We start from the raw sequence: 16,967 nt of genomic DNA, 5'->3' as shown, positions 1-16,967 counted from the left end.
TTTCTTTGCAGCGGCAAAGAAAAGTAGGCAAAGCCGCTCACACCGCCAGTGCTTGACGTTTACCCACGGGCTCTCAACGTCCCCATATTTCGCGCGGCAACTTGCGGGTCCGCCTTCGTTGCCAGCGTACCGAGCAAATGCCTCACCCGCTTCATGCACCTCCGTTGCAGCCGGCGACATCGAATATTCCGGCCCCTTTGCGGCAAACTGTGTGTAGGCATTCGCACCACACAGGAAATCTGCGCTACGCGATGCGGCTACAGTGCGGGCGTTGCCCTCTACGACACAGCAACCTCATTCACTACCGACATGCGGCGCTGAAGCGTTCGATAGCTTTAGCCGTGCCACACGCGTATGAAGTGGGTGAGGCGTTTAGCGGGAGCGCTGGCAACAAGCACAAGCCAGCACATTGCCGTGCGAAACACGGGCACGTTGAGAGCCCGTGGGTAATCGTCAAGCGCGGGCGGTGTTAGCCCGCTTTCTTTTGCCTACTTTTCTTTGCGGCGGCAAAGAAAAGTAGGTGCCGCCCCGCACAGGGGCAACGCCCGCGCCGCGAGGCGCTAAAGCGGATGCCAGCGGCACGCCTGGAAAACCCAAAACCAACCAGCGCCGCAGAGACAAAAAAATTAGACCACAGTTCGCCTGAGGCCGCTGACGGCCTGCCAAGGCCCGATCATGAACCCGCGCCCGGCACGTCTGTGCGAGAAGCGGACGCAGTACCCAAATCGCGATACTTCGCCAGTTCAACCTTCGCAATCGCATTCCGATGCACCTCATCGGGACCATCGGCGAAGCGCAGCCAGCGTGCCGTCGTGTACGCATACGCGAGCGGAAAGTCGTCGCACATGCCCGCTGCGCCGTGTGCCTGCATCGCCCAGTCGATCACCTGGCACGCCATGTTCGGCGCGACAACCTTGATCATCGCGATCTCGCCGCGCGCGCCCTTGTTGCCGACAGTGTCCATCATGTATGCCGTCTTCAGCGTCAGCAGGCGCGCCTGCTCGATCAGGCAGCGCGCTTCTGCGATGCGTTCCTGCGTGACCGTCTGCGCGGCGATCGGCTTGCCGAACGCGACACGTTGCAGCGTGCGCTTGCACATCAACTCGAGCGCGCGTTCGGCGAGTCCGATCAGGCGCATGCAGTGATGGATGCGTCCCGGCCCGAGCCGCCCCTGCGCGATTTCGAAGCCGCGTCCTTCACCCAGCAACATGTTGGCGGCCGGCACGCGGACGTTGTCGAGCGTGATCTCCATGTGGCCGTGCGGCGCGTCGTCGTAGCCGAACACCGTCAGCGGACGATGCACGGTGATGCCCGTCGCGTCGGCGGGCACGAGAATCATCGACTGCTGCTGATGACGCGGCGCCTCCGGATCGGTCTTGCCCATCACGATGAAGAGCTTGCAGCGCGGATCGCCCGCGCCCGATGACCACCACTTGTGCCCGTTGATCACATACGTATCGCCGTCGCGCACGATGCTCGTCTGAATGTTGGTCGCGTCCGATGACGCGACTTCCGGCTCCGTCATTAGGAACGCCGATCGAATCTGCCCTTGCAGCAGCGGTTCCAGCCACTCGCGTTTGTTCTCGTCGCTGCCGTAGCGCTCGACGGTCTCCATGTTGCCGGTGTCGGGCGCGCTGCAATTGAACACTTCGGGCGCCCACGGCACGCGGCCCATGATCTCGCACAGCGGCGCGTACTCGAGATTCGTGAGACCGGCGCCGCGCTCGGAGTCGGGCAGGAAGAGATTCCACAGGCCCGCATCGCGCGCGCTTTGCTTGAGGCTTTCGATCAGCTCGGTCGGCACCCACGCGTTGCCTGCTTCGCGATTGCGCGCGACTTCGGCGGCAAAGGCCTGCTCGTTCGGGTAAATGTACTCGTCGAAGAATGCGAGCAGCTTCTCGCGCAATGCCTGGACCTTCGGGGTGTAGTCGAAATTCATCTTGCCCTCATGGATGACGTTGAATCCGCTCTACAGACTGACTGAACGGCAGCGGCGATGTTCAATCAGCGCACTTTCTGCGTAGCGCCACGCAAGTTCGGCCATCGGCCGCGCGCGGCGGCCCGCGTCGAGCGCCTGTTCGCTCGCCGCCGTGCCGTCGACGACGCGCTTCATGATCCCTTGCAGGATCGCCGCGATGCGGAACATGTTGTACGCGAGATAGAAGTTCCAGTCGCCGCGAATCGTGAAGCCCGTGCGCTCGCAGTAACGTTGCACGTACTGTGCCTCGTCGGGAATGCCGAGCGCGGCCCAGTCGAGCCCCGCGATGCCGCGAAACTGCGCGGGATCGACGTGCCACGCCATGCAGTGATACGCGAAGTCGGCGAGGGGATCGCCCAACGTCGACAGCTCCCAGTCGAGCACGGCGAGCACGCGCGGCTCATGCGGATGAAAGATCAGATTGTCGAGCCGGTAATCGCCATGCACGACGGACGCACGCTCGTTCCGTTCGTCCGTCTCTGTGGGCATGTGCTGCGGCAGCCATTCGATCAGGCGGTTCATCGCGTCGATCGGCTCTGTCTCCGATGCCTGATACTGCTTGCTCCACCGGCCGATCTGCCGCGCGAAATAGTTGCCCGGCTTGCCATAGCCGGCGAGACCTACCGCACCGACATCGACGCTATGCAGCGCGGCGATCACGCGGTTCATCTCGTCGTAGATCGCGCCGCGCTGCGCAGGTGTCATGCCGGGCAGCGACTGATCCCACAGCACGCGGCCCTGCACGAACTCCATCACGTAGAACGCGCGGCCGATCACGCTTTCGTCCTCGCACAGCGCGAGCATCTTCGCGACGGGCACATCGGTGTGGCGCAGCGCATCCATCACGCGGTACTCGCGTTCGATCGCATGCGCGGACGGCAGCAGTTTCGCGGAAGGGCCAGGCTTCGCGCGCATCACGTATGAGCGCGCGGGCGTGATCAGCTTGAAGGTGGGATTCGACTGGCCGCCCGCGAACTGTTCGAGCGTCAGCGGCCCCGCGAAGTATTCGATGTGCTGCGCGAGCCATGCGGAAAGCGCATCGACGTCGATGCGCTGCCGTTCGCTGACAGGCCGCGTGCCTTCGAAAGCGGAGTAGTCGGTTTGAGTCGTCGATCCGGCTGGTGTCGCGTCTTGCGGCATGTCTCCTCCATTGGACGAACGATTGGCGACTTCTAGGTGCCCTTGTATCGGACGTATTGCGCGTAAAGCATTTCCATCGTCGTGTTGCGCACGTCACGATGCAGCGGCGACGGCGGCGAGTGATTGATGAGCCGCACGACCCAGTCGCGCGGCGCGTCGCCAAGGTCGAGCGCATTGATGCAGCCTGTGGCCTGCGAGATATGGCCGAAGAACGTCCGGCCGCCCGCGGTCAACGCGTGCGACAGGATCGCGCGATTGACGCCGCCGTGCAGCACGAGCAGCGTGACATCCCACGATGTGTCGTCGCGCAGCGCGGCCACGGCGGGCAGCACGCGGTCGAACAGTTCGCCGATCGTCTCGCCGCCGAGAAAGCGCGTGTCTTCCGCCACGATGCCGTCGAACGCGCCGAGAAACGCCGCTTCGAGATCGGCAGCGGGAATCGAGCCGGGTGCGCCGCTGCGTATTTCTTCCCAAGCGGGTTCGATTTCGACTTGCTGATCGTGTCGGTTCATTTGCGCGAGCACGCGCTGCGCCGTCTCGACCGTGCGCGGCAAGCCGCTGACGATCACCCGATCGAAGCGCACGTTCTGCCCGGCGAACTCGCGGCCCGCGGCGTCCGCCTGAGCGCGGCCGTTCTCATTGAGCGGCACGCGTTCCGGGTCGATCGTGCGACCCGACGCGTCGAAGTACGTGACATCGCCGTGCCGCATCAGATAGATGCGGCGGCGCTTCGGCAGCTGATAGCCCGATTGCGTCGGCGTGCTCATTTGTAGTGGGGCGCGCGCTTTTCGAGGAACGCCGTGATGCCTTCGAGCCCGTCGCGATGATGCAGCGACGCGACGAAGCTGTCGCGCTCCGCGACGAGGTGATCGGGCAGCGACTGTATGCCCGCCGCCGCGATCAGGCCTTTGATGCGCGCCTTCGCGTTCGGCGACACCTTGCCGAGATCGTCGGCCCACGCGATGGCTGCATCGCGCACGGCGCCCGGCTTCGCGAGCCGGTTCACGACGCCAAGCTCATAAAGACGCGTCGCGCCGATCGGCTTGCCTTCGATCAGTACTTCCGTCGCGATCTGGCGAGGCAACGCGCGCGCGAGGAACCACGAGCCGCCGCCATCGGGTGTGAGGCCGACGCGCGCGTAAGACATCACGAACTTCGCGTCGTCGGCGGCGACGATCAGGTCGCATGCGAGCGCGAGCGAGAAGCCCGCGCCTGCCGCCGCGCCTTCGACGGCCGCGATCACGGGCTTCGACGAGGCCTGCAGCGCGGCAATCCATTCGCCGAGCAGATCGATGCTTTGCGCCTGCACGGAAGGATTTTTCGCGCGATTTTCCAGCAGGCGGTTCAGGTTGCCGCCCGCGCAGAAGAACTGGTCGGCGCCTGTGATGACGACGGCGCCGATCGACGCATCGCGCTCGGCCGTATCCATCGCTTCGATGCCGGCCGCGTACATGTCCGGGTGCATCGCGTTGCGCGCGCCCGGATTCGAGAGCGTCAGCACGAGCGTCGATTCGCTTTCGGCTGGGCGGCAGGCGAGCAGTTCGGCGGCCATTATGCGTGCTCCTGTGCGTTGCCGTTGTCCGCGGCATCGGCCTGCGTCAGCGACATGCCGAGCTGCGCGCGGCGCGCGAGCCACGGCGACGGGCGATAGCGCGGATCTCCGAGCACGCTGAAGATGTTGCGCAGAATCGTGAGGATGGTTTGCGCGCCGAGCGCGTCGCCGAGCGCAAGCGGTCCCCTCGGATAGCCGAGGCCGAGCGTCACGGCGAGATCGATGTCCTGCGGCGACGCGATTCTGCGTTGAGCGATATCGCAGCCGATGTTGACGATGGTCGCGACGACGCGTTGCGCGACAAAGCCCGTCGAATCATGGATCACGGTGACGGGCACGCCGTCGTGCGCGAACAGGGCGTGCGCGGCATCGCGCGCGGCGCGCGTGGTCGCGGGCGTCGTCATCAGCGTGCGGCGTTGCGCGCCGACGAGCGGGAACAGCGTATCGATCGCGACGACGCGGCTCGCGTCCAGGCTTTCGTCGACGGCAGCCGTCGTCGCATCGAGACCGAGCGGCGTCACGACGATCAGCGAATCGGCGGCGGGCATCGCGCCATCGTCCACGGTAACGCCAGCCTTCGCGACGAGTTCGAGCACCGCATCGCGCGCGGCGGGCATACGGCTGCTGACCCACACACGCTTGGGCAATTCCGTCGGTGCGGCCGCTTCGGCATCTACCTGTTGCTTGCCGTCGACATACTTGTAGAAGCCTTCGCCCGCCTTGCGTCCGATCAGGCCGCCCGCGAGCCGCGTACCCGTGATCGGCGACGGCGTGAAGCGCGGTTCTTCGTAGAACTGGTGATAGATCGATTCCATCACGGGATGCGATACGTCGAGCGCCGTCAGATCGAGTAGTTCGAACGGCCCGAGCCGAAAGCCCGCCTGCTCGCGCATGATGCGATCGACATCGACGAAGCTCGCGATGCCTTCATCCGCGATGCGCAGCCCTTCCGTGTTCATGCCGCGGCCCGCATGATTGACGATGAAGCCGGGCATGTCCTTCGCGCGCACGGGCGTGTGGCCCATGCGGCGCGACAGATCCATCAGCGCGTCGCCGGCCGCCGGATCGCTGCGCAGACCGTCGATCACTTCGACGACCTTCATCAGCGGCACCGGGTTGAAGAAGTGATAGCCGAGCACGCGCGACGGGTCCGCGCATGCGGCCGCAATCGCCGTGATCGACAGCGACGACGTGTTCGACGCGAGGATGCAGCGCTCGCTGACGATGCCTTCGAGTTCCTTGAAGAGCCCGCGCTTCACGTCGAGCTTTTCGACGATTGCTTCGACGACGAGATCGCAGTCCTTGAGTTCTTCGAGCGCATTCGCGCCCGTCACGCAGGCGAGGGCGGCGAGCGAGCGCGAACTGTCGAGCTTGCCTTTGGCGACGAGCTTCGCGAACGTGTCCGACAGGTAATCGCGCGCGGCACCGACGGCGGTCGAATTGGTATCGTAGAGGCGGACCTTGAGGCCCGCGAGCGCGGCGATCTGCGCGATGCCGCGGCCCATCGCGCCCGTACCGACGATGCCGACGGTCTCGATGCTGTACTGGCGAGAGGTGACGGATGACATGATGTGACTCACTCCATGGTTATTTTAAAATAGTACGTTCGTTTCGAATCGATCGCATTCGTCGCCTGACGCGGTGCGCGTCGAATCGGGCGGTGCGCTGCGCGATGTGCGCAAGCGCAAGGCGCGACGAACGACAAACGACTTTCGACAACCATCCGCAGGGAGACATCGGATGATCAAGCTGCACGGTTTTGCGCTGTCCAACTATTACAACAAAGTGAAGTTTGCGCTGCTCGAATTCGGCATTCCGTTCGAGGAAGTGCTTTCGATGCCGAGCCAGGATGAGGCGTTTCTCACGCATTCGCCGCTCGGCAAGGTGCCGTTCATCGAAACGGAGCATGGCAGCCTGTGCGAGTCGCAGGCGATCATCGAATATCTGGCTGCTGCCTACCCGGAAAAGGCGATGTTCTCGCCCGATCCGTGGGAAGCCGCGAAAGAGCGCGAGCTGATCACGTTCGTCGATGTGCATCTCGAACTGGTGGCGCGCAATCTGTACAAGCAGGCGTTCTTCGGCGGCACGATCACTGATGCCACCAAGGGGCGCACCGAGAAACTGTTGATCCATCACATAAACGGCTTCAGACGGCTTGCGAAGTTCACGCCGTATCTGCGCGGCGACCGGTTCAGCATCGCGGACGTCGCGGGCTTTGTGAGTCTGCCGCTGGTCGGCATGGCGACGCAGGCCATTTACGGACGCGATTTTCTGCTCGATGTCGGCATCGACTGGAAGCCGTACGTGAAGGCGATCAATGCGCGGCCGGCTGCGCAACGCGTGACAGACGACCGCAAGGCGTACGTCGACGCGCAAAGGAAGAAGTAACGAAGCGGGTGCGCCGGACCGCTTCGCGCGCGATGGCGAAGAACCTGGGTTCGTTCGCGACATCGCGCGCGCCATGTCAGAGACGCGCCAGCCGTTCGAGCGCGGTCGCGAGCGTGTCTTCTTTCTTCGCGAAGCAGAAGCGCACGACGCCCGATTCATGCGGCTCGTGATAGAACGCCGACACGGGAATCGCCGCGACGCCGATCTCGCTCGTCAACCATTGCGCGAATTCGGCTTCGGGCATGTCGCTGATGGCCGAATAGTCGACGCACTGGAAATACGTGCCCGTGCACGGCAGCAGCTTGAAGCGCGTGCCTTCGAGACCGGCGCGGAAGAAGTCGCGCTTCTTCTGATAGAACGCGGGCAGGTTCAGATACGGCGCCGGGTCTTGCATGTAATGCGCGAGGCCCAGTTGCATCGGCGTGTTGACGGTGAACACGTTGAACTGATGAACCTTGCGAAATTCAGCCATCAACGGCGCGGGCGCGGCCACGTAGCCGACCTTCCAGCCCGTCACGTGATACGTCTTGCCGAAACTCGACACCACGAAGCTGCGCTGCGCAAGCTCCGGATAGCGCGCGACGCTTTCGTGCGGCGCGCCGTCGTAGACCATATGTTCGTAGACTTCGTCGGACAGGATCAGCACGTTGGTGCCGCGCACGATCTCTTCGAGCTTTTTCATGTCGTCAGCGCGCCAGACCGTACCCGTCGGGTTGTGCGGCGTGTTGATCAGGATCATGCGCGTCTTCGGCGTAATGGCAGCAGCGAGCCTGTCGAACGGAATCGCGTAGTCGGGTGCTTCGAGCGTCACGAATACAGGCTTGCCGCCCGCGAGCTCGATCGACGGCAGATAGCTGTCGTAAGTCGGCTCGACGACGATCACTTCATCGCCCGGATGCACGGCGCACAGAATGGCCGTCAGAAGCGCTTGCGTTGCGCCTGCCGTCACGGTGATTTCCGTCGTCGCGTCGTAACGGCGGCCGTACAGGTTTGAGATCTTGTCGGAGATGGCCTGGCGCAGCGGTGCGACGCCCGCCATCGGCGGGTACTGGTTGTGACCTTCGCGCATCGCGTTCGACACGGCTTCGACGATGCGCGGATCGCAATCGAAATCCGGAAAGCCCTGGCCGAGATTGACCGCGTCCTTTTCGACGGCAAGCGCGCTCATCACGGTGAAGATCGTCGTGCCGACGTTCGGCAGGCGGGAGGGGAACGAAGGGGGCGTGGTCGTCATAGGCGTGATCGTCGTGTCGTGCGGTGCGTTCATCTCGCGGTCCGAATGCGGCGCCCGGTTGCCGAGGCCGCGGTCATCGATGCCGTTGGGGGCGGGTGTGATGCTCGATTGTAGGGAAAATCTGCGCGGCGCATCTGCGAGCCGGGCTCGAAGCGCATGGGTCTTCGGCTGCGAGACGGCTTCAGGATCTCTTCATGATGGCTTCAGGCCGCGACGGGCTCGTCGCTGGCGAGCGCGCACTCGGCGACGAACGGCGCGGGCTGCGCGATCCGGAAACCGAAATCGCGCCCGATCCGCTTCGCGAGCTTCAGCACCGCGCGATCCTTCGAAATCAGCCAGTCGGCCTGCATTGCATGCGCAAGCTCAAGGAATTTCTGATCGTCGCGGTCCTTGCATTTGGGCAGCGGGCGCGTGTCGTCAGTGTGATCGGCGGGAGCGGGCGGCTCGACGAGCGTCGACAGCCGCGCAAGCCTTGCGAGCGCGGCGGCTTTGTCGACGGCGCGCTTTTCGAACTGCGGATAGTCGAGCACGTGCGTCAGTTCCGCGAGACACCGCGCGTCGATCAGCGCGCGCAACGCGCCGCGTTCGAGCGCGGCGAGAATGGGGCGCGTGTGCGGATCGTCGAACACGAGAATATCGATCCACACGTTCGAATCGAGCACGATAGCGGGCGTGGCTGCGGAGGCGTTCTTTTGAGGCAAGGCAGGGGTTTCGGGCATTCGTTACAATCTGGCTTTCGTCTTTGACCGCCAGGCACGGCGTGCCTGAAAGCCTCTATGATAATCGTTCTGTCGCCGGCCAAATCGCTCGACTACGACACCCCGCCGCACGTCAAGAAGCACACGATCCCCGATTTTGTCGATGACGCCGCCCAACTGATCGGCGATCTGCGCCGTCTGTCGCCGCAAGACATTGCATCGCTGATGGACATTTCCGATCAGCTCGCGCATCTGAACTTTCAGCGATACGCCGACTGGTCGCCGAAATTCGACGTGTCCAATTCGAAGCAGGCCGTGCTCGCATTCAACGGCGACGTGTATGAAGGCTTCGACGCGAAGTCGCTCTCGGCATCCGATCTCGACTACGCGCAGCAGCATGTGCGAGTGTTGTCCGGGCTGTATGGTCTCTTGCGTCCGCTCGATCTGTTGCAGCCGTATCGGCTCGAAATGGGCACTCGTTTTGCGAACAAACGCGGCAAGGATCTGTACGCGTTCTGGGGCGAGCGCATCACGCAGGCGCTCAACCGGCAGCTGGAGAAAAAAGCCGGTGATTCGCGCGTGCTGATCAATTGCGCGTCGACGGAATACTTCAAGTCCGTCAAGCCGAAGCTGCTCGCCGCGCCCGTCGTTACGCCCGTGTTCGAGGACTGGAAGGGCGGCCGCTACAAGATCATCAGCTTTCACGCGAAACGCGCGCGCGGTCTGATGGCGCGCTTCGCGGTGGAGCATCGCCTCGATGCGCCGGAGCAGCTCAAGGCCTTCGATGCCGAAGGCTATGCGTTCGACGCCGACGCATCGAACGATTCCACTTACGTATTTCGCCGGCGCATCGCGGATTGACGCCGCGCCAAACGAGCAGGAAAGAGATCATGACGTTATCCATTACGAGCAACTTCGACGCCGGCGCGATCGAAGTCCTGTCGTGCGAGCAGGCCGATAACATCCGTTTGCGCGTGCGACCCGACAGCCACGCCGACTTCGCGCAGTGGTTCTATTTCCGCCTGACGGGCGCGCGCGGCGAGCGCTGCGTGATGACGTTCGAGAACGCCGCCGACTGCGCGTTCGCCGAAGGCTGGCGCAACTATAAGGCGTGCGCGAGCTACGATCGCGTGAACTGGTTCCGCGTGCCGACCGAGTATGACGGCCGCGTGCTCACCATCGATCACACGCCCGATTTCGACAGCATCTACTACGCGTACTTCGAGCCGTATAGCGAAGAGCGCCACTCGGAATTTCTCGGCGCCGTCCAGCAGATGCCGCATGCCGCGCTGACGGAACTCGGCAAGACCGTCGAAGGCCGGCCGATGTCGCTGCTGACGCTCGGCACGCCGACGCTGCTCGACGACGGAACGCTGAAGCCCAAGAAGAAAATCTGGATCATCGCTCGCCAGCATCCGGGCGAGACGATGGCCGAATGGTTCGTCGAAGGACTGGTGAAGCGGCTCGCGGGGTGGGGCGACTGGTCAGGCGACCCCGTCGCGCGCAAGCTCTACGATTACGCCGACTTCTTTATCGTGCCGAACATGAATCCCGATGGCAGCGTGCATGGCAATCTGCGCACGAATGCGGCGGGCGCGAACCTGAATCGCGAATGGATGGAGCCGGATGCCGCGCGCAGTCCCGAAGTGCTGCTCGTGCGCGACGCGATTCATGCGACCGGCTGCGATCTGTTCTTCGACATTCACGGCGACGAAGCGCTGCCATATGTGTTCGTCGCGGGCTCCGAGATGCTGCGGGGCTTTACCGAGCGGCAACGGCAGGAACAGACGGCGTTTGTCGAAGGCTTCAAGCACGCGAGTCCCGACTTCCAGGACAAGTATGGTTACGAAGCGAGCAAGTATCGGCAGGATGCGCTCAAGCTCGCGTCGAAGTACATCAGCAACGAGTTCGGCTGCCTGTCGCTGACGCTGGAGATGCCGTTCAAGGACAACGCGAATCTGCCGGACGAGCGCGTGGGCTGGAACGGAGAGCGCAGCGCATCGCTCGGCGCGGCGATGCTGCAGGCGATTCTCTGGCATATGGAGGCGTTTGTCTGACGGCGCCTGGCCGCTTACGTGCATCGAATTGGCGCGTACTAAAGGTATGCAAAAAAAGCGAGGCCACACATGATGTGTGGCCTCGCTTTTTGCTTGTCGTTTGATCGGACGTTCGACGCTGCCGTTACGCAAGCGTCATTGCTTTTTCTTCGCCGCCGACTTCTTCGTGCTCGCCTTCGAGGCATTGCTCTTCGTCGCGCTGCTCTTGGCCGTCACCGGCTTGCCCGACGATTTGCTGCTCTGTTTGGTAGCCGGTTTGCCGGCTGCGCCGCCCTTCGTCGATTTTCCGCCAGACTTCTTCTTCGAGCCCTTGCCGCCCGCGTGCTTGCCTGTCGCGCCGTGCGAGCCTGAGGATGCTGCGCTACGCGCGCGCAACGGCGGCACGGGATCGTTCCAGCTGAATGCGAGCATCTGCGGGCCGACATAGCCACAGCGGAACTTGAGTTGTGACGGATCCCCGCCGCCTTGCGGAATGCCGAGACCTTCGACGGTCACGATGTTGTCGACCTTGACCTTCTGCTTGCCTTCGTCGAACGAATCGTTCCAGGGGGTGACGGCTGCATGCGCGCTATCGAACGAGCTGGGCGGAAACTCCACGTGATCGAAAGCCGTCGATGTGCTCGCGACGAAATCGCCATGCGCGGCGCAATCCGCGACGAGCGGATCGGCGTGCATTTCGTTGATGAATTTGTTGACGAGGTCGTTGTGCTGCCCGAGTTGATCGGCGAAGGCGGGCATAGCGCACACGAGCGACGCGCTCGCAGCCCACACCGCTAACCGGCCGACCAACCGCAGCAATCGGCGCGGTGCGTTGGTGCGTTCCATCTATCTGGGTAAAAAATGCTGTGAAATGCTTTGGAGACTTCAGGCAAATAAGATGCCCATCGAAGGGGTTGAGTTCAATCCCGGCAGAAATATTTTGCGGCTTCGTCGTGACGCAACTCAAGCGGAGATGGGTGCGCCTGTGCTGCTTGCGTGTCAGCTCGCAGACGCGTAAGCGCGAGCGTTTCAGACAGACATCGACGGTTAAGGTTAGCTCACGAAGCGCTCAGGTGCGTGGGCCGCCGAGACGATAGCGCCGCACATCATAAGTCGTGACCCACGCGGGACGATAGACGGCGATCAATGCAGTCGACATGCCCGTGAACCACGATTCGCCCGAGGCAAGCAGGAACACACTGAATGCATAGCCGGCCGGGATAACGGACATCGAACCGTCGGCAAGCGCGATGTGCGTTCCCAGCGCAACCGCTGACGCGACCGAAACGGCAATCGCAGGTGACACGAAGCCCTGCCCGAAGATGAACATGAACAGATTGCGCGGCAGCCATGCGATACTCGCGCGCTGCAGAAGCGTCGATACACCAACGGGCACTGCGCCGAATACGAGGAACGTAAGCGCGATGCCTTGCCACGGTGCATCGAAGACGACGGCGGCGAGGCCGGTGACGACGGCCATCGCGATGAGCGCAAGACCCCAGTCGAACAGCGTGACGACGAGCGTTGCGCCGAGCAGGTGAATCACAGTGCCGTCTTCGAGCCATGCGTTCGTCGCCCACAGCACCGAAACGGCGACGATGATCGCGAGCCACACATGCTGAAGCACGGGTTCCTGCAATCGCTTGAACGGGTTCTTCCAGAACGCGAGCGCGAGCAGGGCCACAGCGGCGATCCAGCCACCGACAGCGACCCAGAACGGAAGCGGCGTATAGAGGAAACCCATGTCTTCATATTACTCGTTGAAGGCCCAAAGGTGTGAGCGGATTCCGTGCCAGCAACGTTTTATGTCGATTCACGGTTGCTTCCTTTGAACCTTTACATCGCGCCGTCGTCGGGTGCGCGGCTCTTGCGGCGCGCGCCGTAAGGCGTGGTCGCTTCGGCCGCCATCGGCAGCGCATTCGCGTTGTCGTTGGCAGGCAACGGATAACGGAACGTGCGCGGCTTGCGCTGACGAAGCGGCGCAACATTCGACGTCACGCGCGCGGGCCGCGGGATGCGATTGTGTCCGCTGCGCAGCACCTCGAGCTGCGCGGTGAGCCAGCCGTTGTAGATGGCCACGGCGGCTGCGCGGTTCGGCGCGCCGAGTTGCTGAAAGATCGTCGCCAGATGGATTTTCACGGTGCCCTCACTGATGCCTAGTGCGCGTGCGATCATTTTATTCGTGCTGCCCATATGGACGCAGCGCATGATCTGTTCCTGTCGCGGCGAAAGGCCGCCCGCGAAGCGCGGCCGCTTCGGCGGCGTCGGGATCAGGTCGAGCGAACGCGCTTCCGTCCGAGGACGTGCGAGCTTGCCGCCGTGCGTCGGCGCGTCGAGCGACAACGCGCCGGCCGGGATGTAATGACAGCCGAGCAGAACCATTTCGAGTGCGCGCACGATCACGCGCGGATCGGTCGTACGCGGAATGACGCCGAGCACGCCTTTTTCGACGAGCGCGCGCACGTGAGCTGGCGATATATCATCGACCAGCACGGCGACGGGCAGACCCGGATGGTTGGCGAGCAGCGCGCGTGCGTCGGCGGGCGACATCCAGTCTTCCCAGTCGATCAGCAGCAGGTCCGGCTCAAGGCGCCGCAACGTGCGCTCCGCCTGTGGCCAGTCCTGCGCTTCGCCGAAGCGTGCCTGTCGGTCGATTTGCCGCAGAAGCGCCTTGAGTCCTTCCCTGCGTTCGGCGTCCGAGTTGAGAACTGAAAATCGCATGCACTGCCTCCTGATCGATCGGTCGTGGCGGCGCGCTGCACGCGACGAGATTGTCGTCGTGCAGCGACGCACCATCGCAACGATGATGACAAATTCCCTGTCTCGTGACGGCCTGTCCAGGTGGCATAGGACGAGTGCCATGAAAAAAGCCCCGCATTCAGCGGGGCTTGATTCGACGCAGAGAAAATTCTGAAGTGATCAGTGGAAATGCGGTTGCGCGGGCTCGGCATCTTCGGGCATTTCAGCATGAACGATCTCGCCGAGCGGATCCGCATAAAGCGGCACGCCGCAGTCGTCACAATATTCCGGCTCGAAGCGGCCCGCGTGACGGCGAATATCGGTGATGCCCGTTTCTTTCAGCAGCGCGACGATGTCTTCGAGCGGGCCGTCGCTTGCCATCGCTTCTTGCGGTTCTTCGTCGATGCCGGGGTCGCCGTTCTCGCGGCCGTACAGCGGCCACACGACGCCGTAGATAACATCGTTGCTGCCACGGCGCGTGAAGCCGATGCGGTATTCGTCGATGCGCCGCTCGCCGAAGCCAGCGACGACGGCGCGCAATTCATCGGGCGTCGCGCCGATCGTGTCGAACAGATAGCGGACTGCCGTGCGTACCGTGTGCGGGCGCACGCGCTCGTCCGCGTCGCGGCAGGCCGAGTAGTACGCATCGGGCAACAGGCATTCGAACTCGCAGCCCGGCAGCACGACGGCCAGGTTGGCGCCGCCTTGCGTCGCCCATTGCTCGAGACACTGGCCGCGCTCGATGCGCGTGCCGTGCTCTTCTTCCTGCCAGCGGAACACAGGCGCGCCGACGGGCGCTGCGACCACGGCCAGCAGGAAGCGCGGATCGGCAAGAATGGGCGACGTTTCCGGCAACTCGCCGAAGTTGATCTTCGCGTTGCCGCCGCCGACAGCCGCCTGCGCGAGTTGCTGCGCGAGACGCCATGTTTCGACGTGATGACGTGGCAATTGGTCGATGCTATACATGAAGGGCGCCATCGCGACGCGGGTGCCGTCGGCCAGCACATGCGCCTGCAGATGCGCGCGCAGCGCGTCGGCCGCATCGCCTTTGAGCGAGCCCGACGGGATCACGTAGCGCGTCCACGCCAGCACGGGCGCGGCGATCAGCAACGCTTCGTACTGGACGCCGTCGTGCTCGACGGTCAGCGATTCGCTATGTGTTTCGGCCATGTCAGCGAGGGCGCCATAGGCGTCCGGATGATTCTGCTGAAGATGGTCGAGCGCGGCGTCGAGAGTCGTCTGGTTGCCGTTGCGGACTATTTTTGCGAGCAGCGCGTCCAGCTTGGCTTCCCAGAAGCGATCCTCGGTGCGGCTGCCCGACGCGAAAAGCGCGAGCGAAAGACCGACCAGCTTGTCGGCGTCGGGAGGGAGACGTTTGGCGATTCGCGAGCGCATAAATCCGGAGGTTGTGTGCAGAGAACCATATATTCTAGTCCTTTCTGCGTCGACATATTATCGACACGCATTGCTGGCAGTCGTTGGCCCGTCGAGCGGGCGTCCCGCAGCCGCGAAAGGGCGGGTGGCGGCGCGTTCTGTCAGCGTCGTTGCCGTCGATCAGTGCTTTCTTTCGCACTTTCCTATACTTTTTTTGCAGACGTTTGGCCGTCTGCGTGTTGGTCGCCGCGGTCTGGCGGGAATGGCATCGGGAGAGGCGCATGGTGAAATCGGACCAACTGATCGAGCGGCTCGCAGCCGTGTTCGCGCTGCTGCTGCTGGTCGGCGGCTCGCTACTGGTGCTGGCGCCGTTCACGACGGCGCTGCTGTGGGGCGCGATTCTCAGCTACAGCTCGTGGGGACTCTATCGCAAATTGTCCGCGACGCTTGGAGGGCGGCGTAAATGGGCCGCGACGCTGATCGTGCTCATCATTCTGGTCGTCGTGCTGGGGCCGTTCGTCTATGCGGGTTTTGCGCTGGGTGCGCATGCGAAGGACATCACCGCGTTCGTCGAGCGTCTGATGGATTCGGGCTTGCCGGATCTGCCGGACTGGGTTGCGCGCATTCCGCTTGTCGGCTCGACCATCGAGTCCTTCTGGGAGCGCGTGACGAGCAGCAACTCGGAAATGGTCGCGCAGTTGCGCGTGCTGGCCGCGCCGGCCGGCAAGTGGATACTCGCTGCGGCGCTCGCCGTCACGCACGGTCTCGGAATGCTGGCGCTCAGCATCATCCTCACTTTCTTCTTCTATACGGGCGGCGAGGGCGCTGCCGCGTGGCTCAACTTGGGCATGCGGCGTATCGCGGGCGAGCGCGCCGACTATCTGCTGACTTTGGCGGGCAGCACGGTGAAGGGCGTGGTGTACGGCATCCTCGGGACGGCGCTGGTGCAGGGCGTACTGGCCGGTTTCGGCTGCTGGATCGCGGGCGTGCCGGCGCCGGCGCTGTTGGGGCTCGCGACTTTCTTCCTGTCGGTGATTCCCGGCGGCCCCGTCGTGGTATGGCTGCCCGCTGCAATCTGGCTTTATCACGGCGGCGAAACGGGCTGGGCAATCTTTCTCGTGGTTTGGGGCGTGCTGGTCGTCGGCATGTCCGATAACGTCATCAAGCCGATTCTGATCGGCAAGAGCAGCGACATGCCGCTGATCCTCGTGATGCTCGGCATTCTGGGCGGCGCGTTCGCGTTTGGTTTCCTGGGCGTGTTTATCGGGCCGACGCTTCTTGCCGTGGCTTATACGGTGCTGCACGACTGGACAATTGGTTCACCGGATGCCCGCGAGCTGGCGGCGAGTACGGGCAGCCAACCTGCCGATACGGTCGCGCAAGTGGAGAAGGCGCCAGGCACGTCGAGCAAATAAGCCGCCGATAAAAAACTTCCGTCACACCCTTGTCATTGGTCCGTGGATGACCTAAGATTCGCGTCCTTCGTTCGGGTGCGCGGTTTGTGGCGCGACACAGCGGGGGGGGCCGCGGCAGAAACGGCGCGGTGGTGTAGCCGGCAGGGTTTGAAGCGATGATGCAAAAAACCTGTTGACGAACACCGGAAGGTTCTGCATAATCTCGTTTCTCTGCTGCTGATGCAGCAACGCAACGAAGGCAAGGCGCCTCGTGCGGATGTTCTTTAAAAACTAACAGCCGACAGATGTGGGTGCTCGATGGCGGCGCGCGGTGGTTCTGCGGAATCACCGGTAGCGAAAGTAATCGAGTCTCACACAGAAAGAAATTGAGGAAGGTCCGATGGGGTTGAGAAACCCGGTCGGACCATCTGTCA

The 16,967-nt window shown here is 63.3% G+C and carries 15 protein-coding genes; 4 read left to right on the top strand and 11 right to left on the bottom strand.

Features of this window, described 5'->3' with window-relative positions; translation table 11 throughout:
- Positions 1 to 673 precede the first annotated feature (673 nt).
- The 5 genes from BMW76_RS06700 to BMW76_RS06680 are packed head-to-tail and all read right to left on the bottom strand — an operon-like array spanning position 674 to position 6,238.
- Positions 674 to 1,939 carry an acyl-CoA dehydrogenase family protein gene (locus tag BMW76_RS06700; RefSeq protein ID WP_090864383.1) on the bottom strand — a complete coding sequence of 422 codons (1,266 nt, stop codon included), beginning with the start codon at positions 1,937 to 1,939 and terminating at the stop codon, positions 674 to 676.
- Between the two features lie 30 nt (positions 1,940 to 1,969).
- On the bottom strand, positions 1,970 to 3,118 hold the full coding sequence (locus BMW76_RS06695) for a phosphotransferase (RefSeq protein WP_090864382.1): 1,149 nt from the start codon (positions 3,116 to 3,118) through the stop codon (positions 1,970 to 1,972).
- A 32-nt stretch (positions 3,119 to 3,150) separates the two neighbouring features.
- Positions 3,151 to 3,885 (bottom strand): histidine phosphatase family protein, encoded by a 735-nt coding sequence (locus BMW76_RS06690; protein ID WP_090864381.1) that lies wholly within the window; start codon positions 3,883 to 3,885, stop codon positions 3,151 to 3,153.
- The gene (locus tag BMW76_RS06685; protein ID WP_090864380.1) at positions 3,882 to 4,670 is read right to left on the bottom strand and encodes an oxepin-CoA hydrolase, alternative type; all 789 of its coding nucleotides are present in this window, start codon (positions 4,668 to 4,670) and stop codon (positions 3,882 to 3,884) included. The genes BMW76_RS06690 and BMW76_RS06685 overlap by 4 nt, the downstream gene beginning before the upstream one ends.
- Positions 4,670 to 6,238: a 3-hydroxyacyl-CoA dehydrogenase gene (locus BMW76_RS06680; RefSeq protein WP_090864379.1), complete on the bottom strand. Its 1,569-nt coding sequence runs from the start codon at positions 6,236 to 6,238 to the stop codon at positions 4,670 to 4,672. The genes BMW76_RS06685 and BMW76_RS06680 overlap by 1 nt, the downstream gene beginning before the upstream one ends.
- A 172-nt stretch (positions 6,239 to 6,410) precedes the next feature.
- On the opposite strand from BMW76_RS06680, the gene BMW76_RS06675 reads away from it, so the two are divergent.
- Positions 6,411 to 7,058, top strand: a complete 648-nt coding sequence (locus BMW76_RS06675; RefSeq protein WP_090864378.1) for a glutathione S-transferase family protein — start codon at positions 6,411 to 6,413, stop codon at positions 7,056 to 7,058.
- Between the two features lie 76 nt (positions 7,059 to 7,134).
- Here the strand turns inward: BMW76_RS06675 and BMW76_RS06670 are convergent, their stop codons facing one another.
- Positions 7,135 to 8,325 (bottom strand): pyridoxal phosphate-dependent aminotransferase, encoded by a 1,191-nt coding sequence (locus tag BMW76_RS06670; RefSeq protein ID WP_090864377.1) that lies wholly within the window; start codon positions 8,323 to 8,325, stop codon positions 7,135 to 7,137.
- Between the two features lie 170 nt (positions 8,326 to 8,495).
- Complete coding sequence (locus BMW76_RS06665; protein ID WP_090864376.1) at positions 8,496 to 9,011, bottom strand: putative toxin-antitoxin system toxin component, PIN family; 516 nt, start codon at positions 9,009 to 9,011, stop codon at positions 8,496 to 8,498.
- A 57-nt stretch (positions 9,012 to 9,068) separates the two neighbouring features.
- On the opposite strand from BMW76_RS06665, the gene yaaA reads away from it, so the two are divergent.
- Entirely contained in the window at positions 9,069 to 9,851 is a 783-nt protein-coding gene (gene yaaA, locus BMW76_RS06660; protein WP_090864375.1) for a peroxide stress protein YaaA, read from the top strand.
- 29 nt (positions 9,852 to 9,880) lie between these two features.
- A complete protein-coding gene (locus tag BMW76_RS06655; RefSeq protein ID WP_090864374.1) occupies positions 9,881 to 11,047 on the top strand; it encodes a M14 family metallopeptidase in 1,167 nt (388 codons plus the stop codon).
- A gap of 135 nt (positions 11,048 to 11,182) precedes the next feature.
- Here BMW76_RS06655 and BMW76_RS06650 read toward each other — a convergent pair whose 3' ends face one another.
- The 4 genes from BMW76_RS06650 to BMW76_RS06635 form a co-directional block, all read right to left on the bottom strand.
- Positions 11,183 to 11,872, bottom strand: coding sequence for a BspC domain-containing protein (locus BMW76_RS06650; protein WP_090864373.1), 690 nt, complete (start codon positions 11,870 to 11,872; stop codon positions 11,183 to 11,185).
- Positions 11,873 to 12,095: 223 nt separating this feature from the next.
- A complete protein-coding gene (locus BMW76_RS06645) occupies positions 12,096 to 12,770 on the bottom strand; it encodes an energy-coupling factor ABC transporter permease (RefSeq protein ID WP_090864372.1) in 675 nt (224 codons plus the stop codon).
- Between the two features lie 92 nt (positions 12,771 to 12,862).
- Positions 12,863 to 13,747, bottom strand: a complete 885-nt coding sequence (locus BMW76_RS06640) for a LuxR family transcriptional regulator (RefSeq protein ID WP_090864656.1) — start codon at positions 13,745 to 13,747, stop codon at positions 12,863 to 12,865.
- Positions 13,748 to 13,945: 198 nt separating this feature from the next.
- Positions 13,946 to 15,160, bottom strand: coding sequence for a DUF2863 family protein (locus BMW76_RS06635; protein WP_090864371.1), 1,215 nt, complete (start codon positions 15,158 to 15,160; stop codon positions 13,946 to 13,948).
- Between the two features lie 260 nt (positions 15,161 to 15,420).
- Between BMW76_RS06635 and BMW76_RS06630 the strand changes: the two genes are divergently transcribed.
- On the top strand, positions 15,421 to 16,554 hold the full coding sequence (locus tag BMW76_RS06630; protein WP_090864370.1) for an AI-2E family transporter: 1,134 nt from the start codon (positions 15,421 to 15,423) through the stop codon (positions 16,552 to 16,554).
- The last annotated feature ends 413 nt before the right edge of the window (positions 16,555 to 16,967 follow it).

This window comes from Paraburkholderia diazotrophica (assembly GCF_900108945.1).
GTDB classification, from domain to species: Bacteria; Pseudomonadota; Gammaproteobacteria; order Burkholderiales; family Burkholderiaceae; genus Paraburkholderia; species Paraburkholderia diazotrophica.
The sequence above is the reverse complement of the archived record's forward strand: the minus strand, read 5'-3'. Positions and strand labels throughout refer to the sequence as shown.

Excerpts from the sequence above, each read along its gene's own strand:
- BMW76_RS06700 (WP_090864383.1), bottom strand. The coding sequence starts at position 1,939 with ATGAATTTCGACTACACCCCGAAGGTCCAGGCATTGCGCGAGAAGCTG.
- BMW76_RS06695 (WP_090864382.1), bottom strand. The coding sequence starts at position 3,118 with ATGCCGCAAGACGCGACACCAGCCGGATCGACGACTCAAACCGACTAC.
- BMW76_RS06690 (WP_090864381.1), bottom strand. The coding sequence starts at position 3,885 with ATGAGCACGCCGACGCAATCGGGCTATCAGCTGCCGAAGCGCCGCCGC.
- BMW76_RS06685 (WP_090864380.1), bottom strand. The coding sequence starts at position 4,670 with ATGGCCGCCGAACTGCTCGCCTGCCGCCCAGCCGAAAGCGAATCGACG.
- BMW76_RS06680 (WP_090864379.1), bottom strand. The coding sequence starts at position 6,238 with ATGTCATCCGTCACCTCTCGCCAGTACAGCATCGAGACCGTCGGCATC.
- BMW76_RS06675 (WP_090864378.1), top strand. The coding sequence starts at position 6,411 with ATGATCAAGCTGCACGGTTTTGCGCTGTCCAACTATTACAACAAAGTG.
- BMW76_RS06670 (WP_090864377.1), bottom strand. The coding sequence starts at position 8,325 with ATGAACGCACCGCACGACACGACGATCACGCCTATGACGACCACGCCC.
- BMW76_RS06665 (WP_090864376.1), bottom strand. The coding sequence starts at position 9,011 with ATGCCCGAAACCCCTGCCTTGCCTCAAAAGAACGCCTCCGCAGCCACG.
- yaaA (WP_090864375.1), top strand. The coding sequence starts at position 9,069 with ATGATAATCGTTCTGTCGCCGGCCAAATCGCTCGACTACGACACCCCG.
- BMW76_RS06655 (WP_090864374.1), top strand. The coding sequence starts at position 9,881 with ATGACGTTATCCATTACGAGCAACTTCGACGCCGGCGCGATCGAAGTC.
- BMW76_RS06650 (WP_090864373.1), bottom strand. The coding sequence starts at position 11,872 with ATGGAACGCACCAACGCACCGCGCCGATTGCTGCGGTTGGTCGGCCGG.
- BMW76_RS06645 (WP_090864372.1), bottom strand. The coding sequence starts at position 12,770 with ATGGGTTTCCTCTATACGCCGCTTCCGTTCTGGGTCGCTGTCGGTGGC.
- BMW76_RS06640 (WP_090864656.1), bottom strand. The coding sequence starts at position 13,747 with ATGCGATTTTCAGTTCTCAACTCGGACGCCGAACGCAGGGAAGGACTC.
- BMW76_RS06635 (WP_090864371.1), bottom strand. The coding sequence starts at position 15,160 with ATGCGCTCGCGAATCGCCAAACGTCTCCCTCCCGACGCCGACAAGCTG.
- BMW76_RS06630 (WP_090864370.1), top strand. The coding sequence starts at position 15,421 with ATGGTGAAATCGGACCAACTGATCGAGCGGCTCGCAGCCGTGTTCGCG.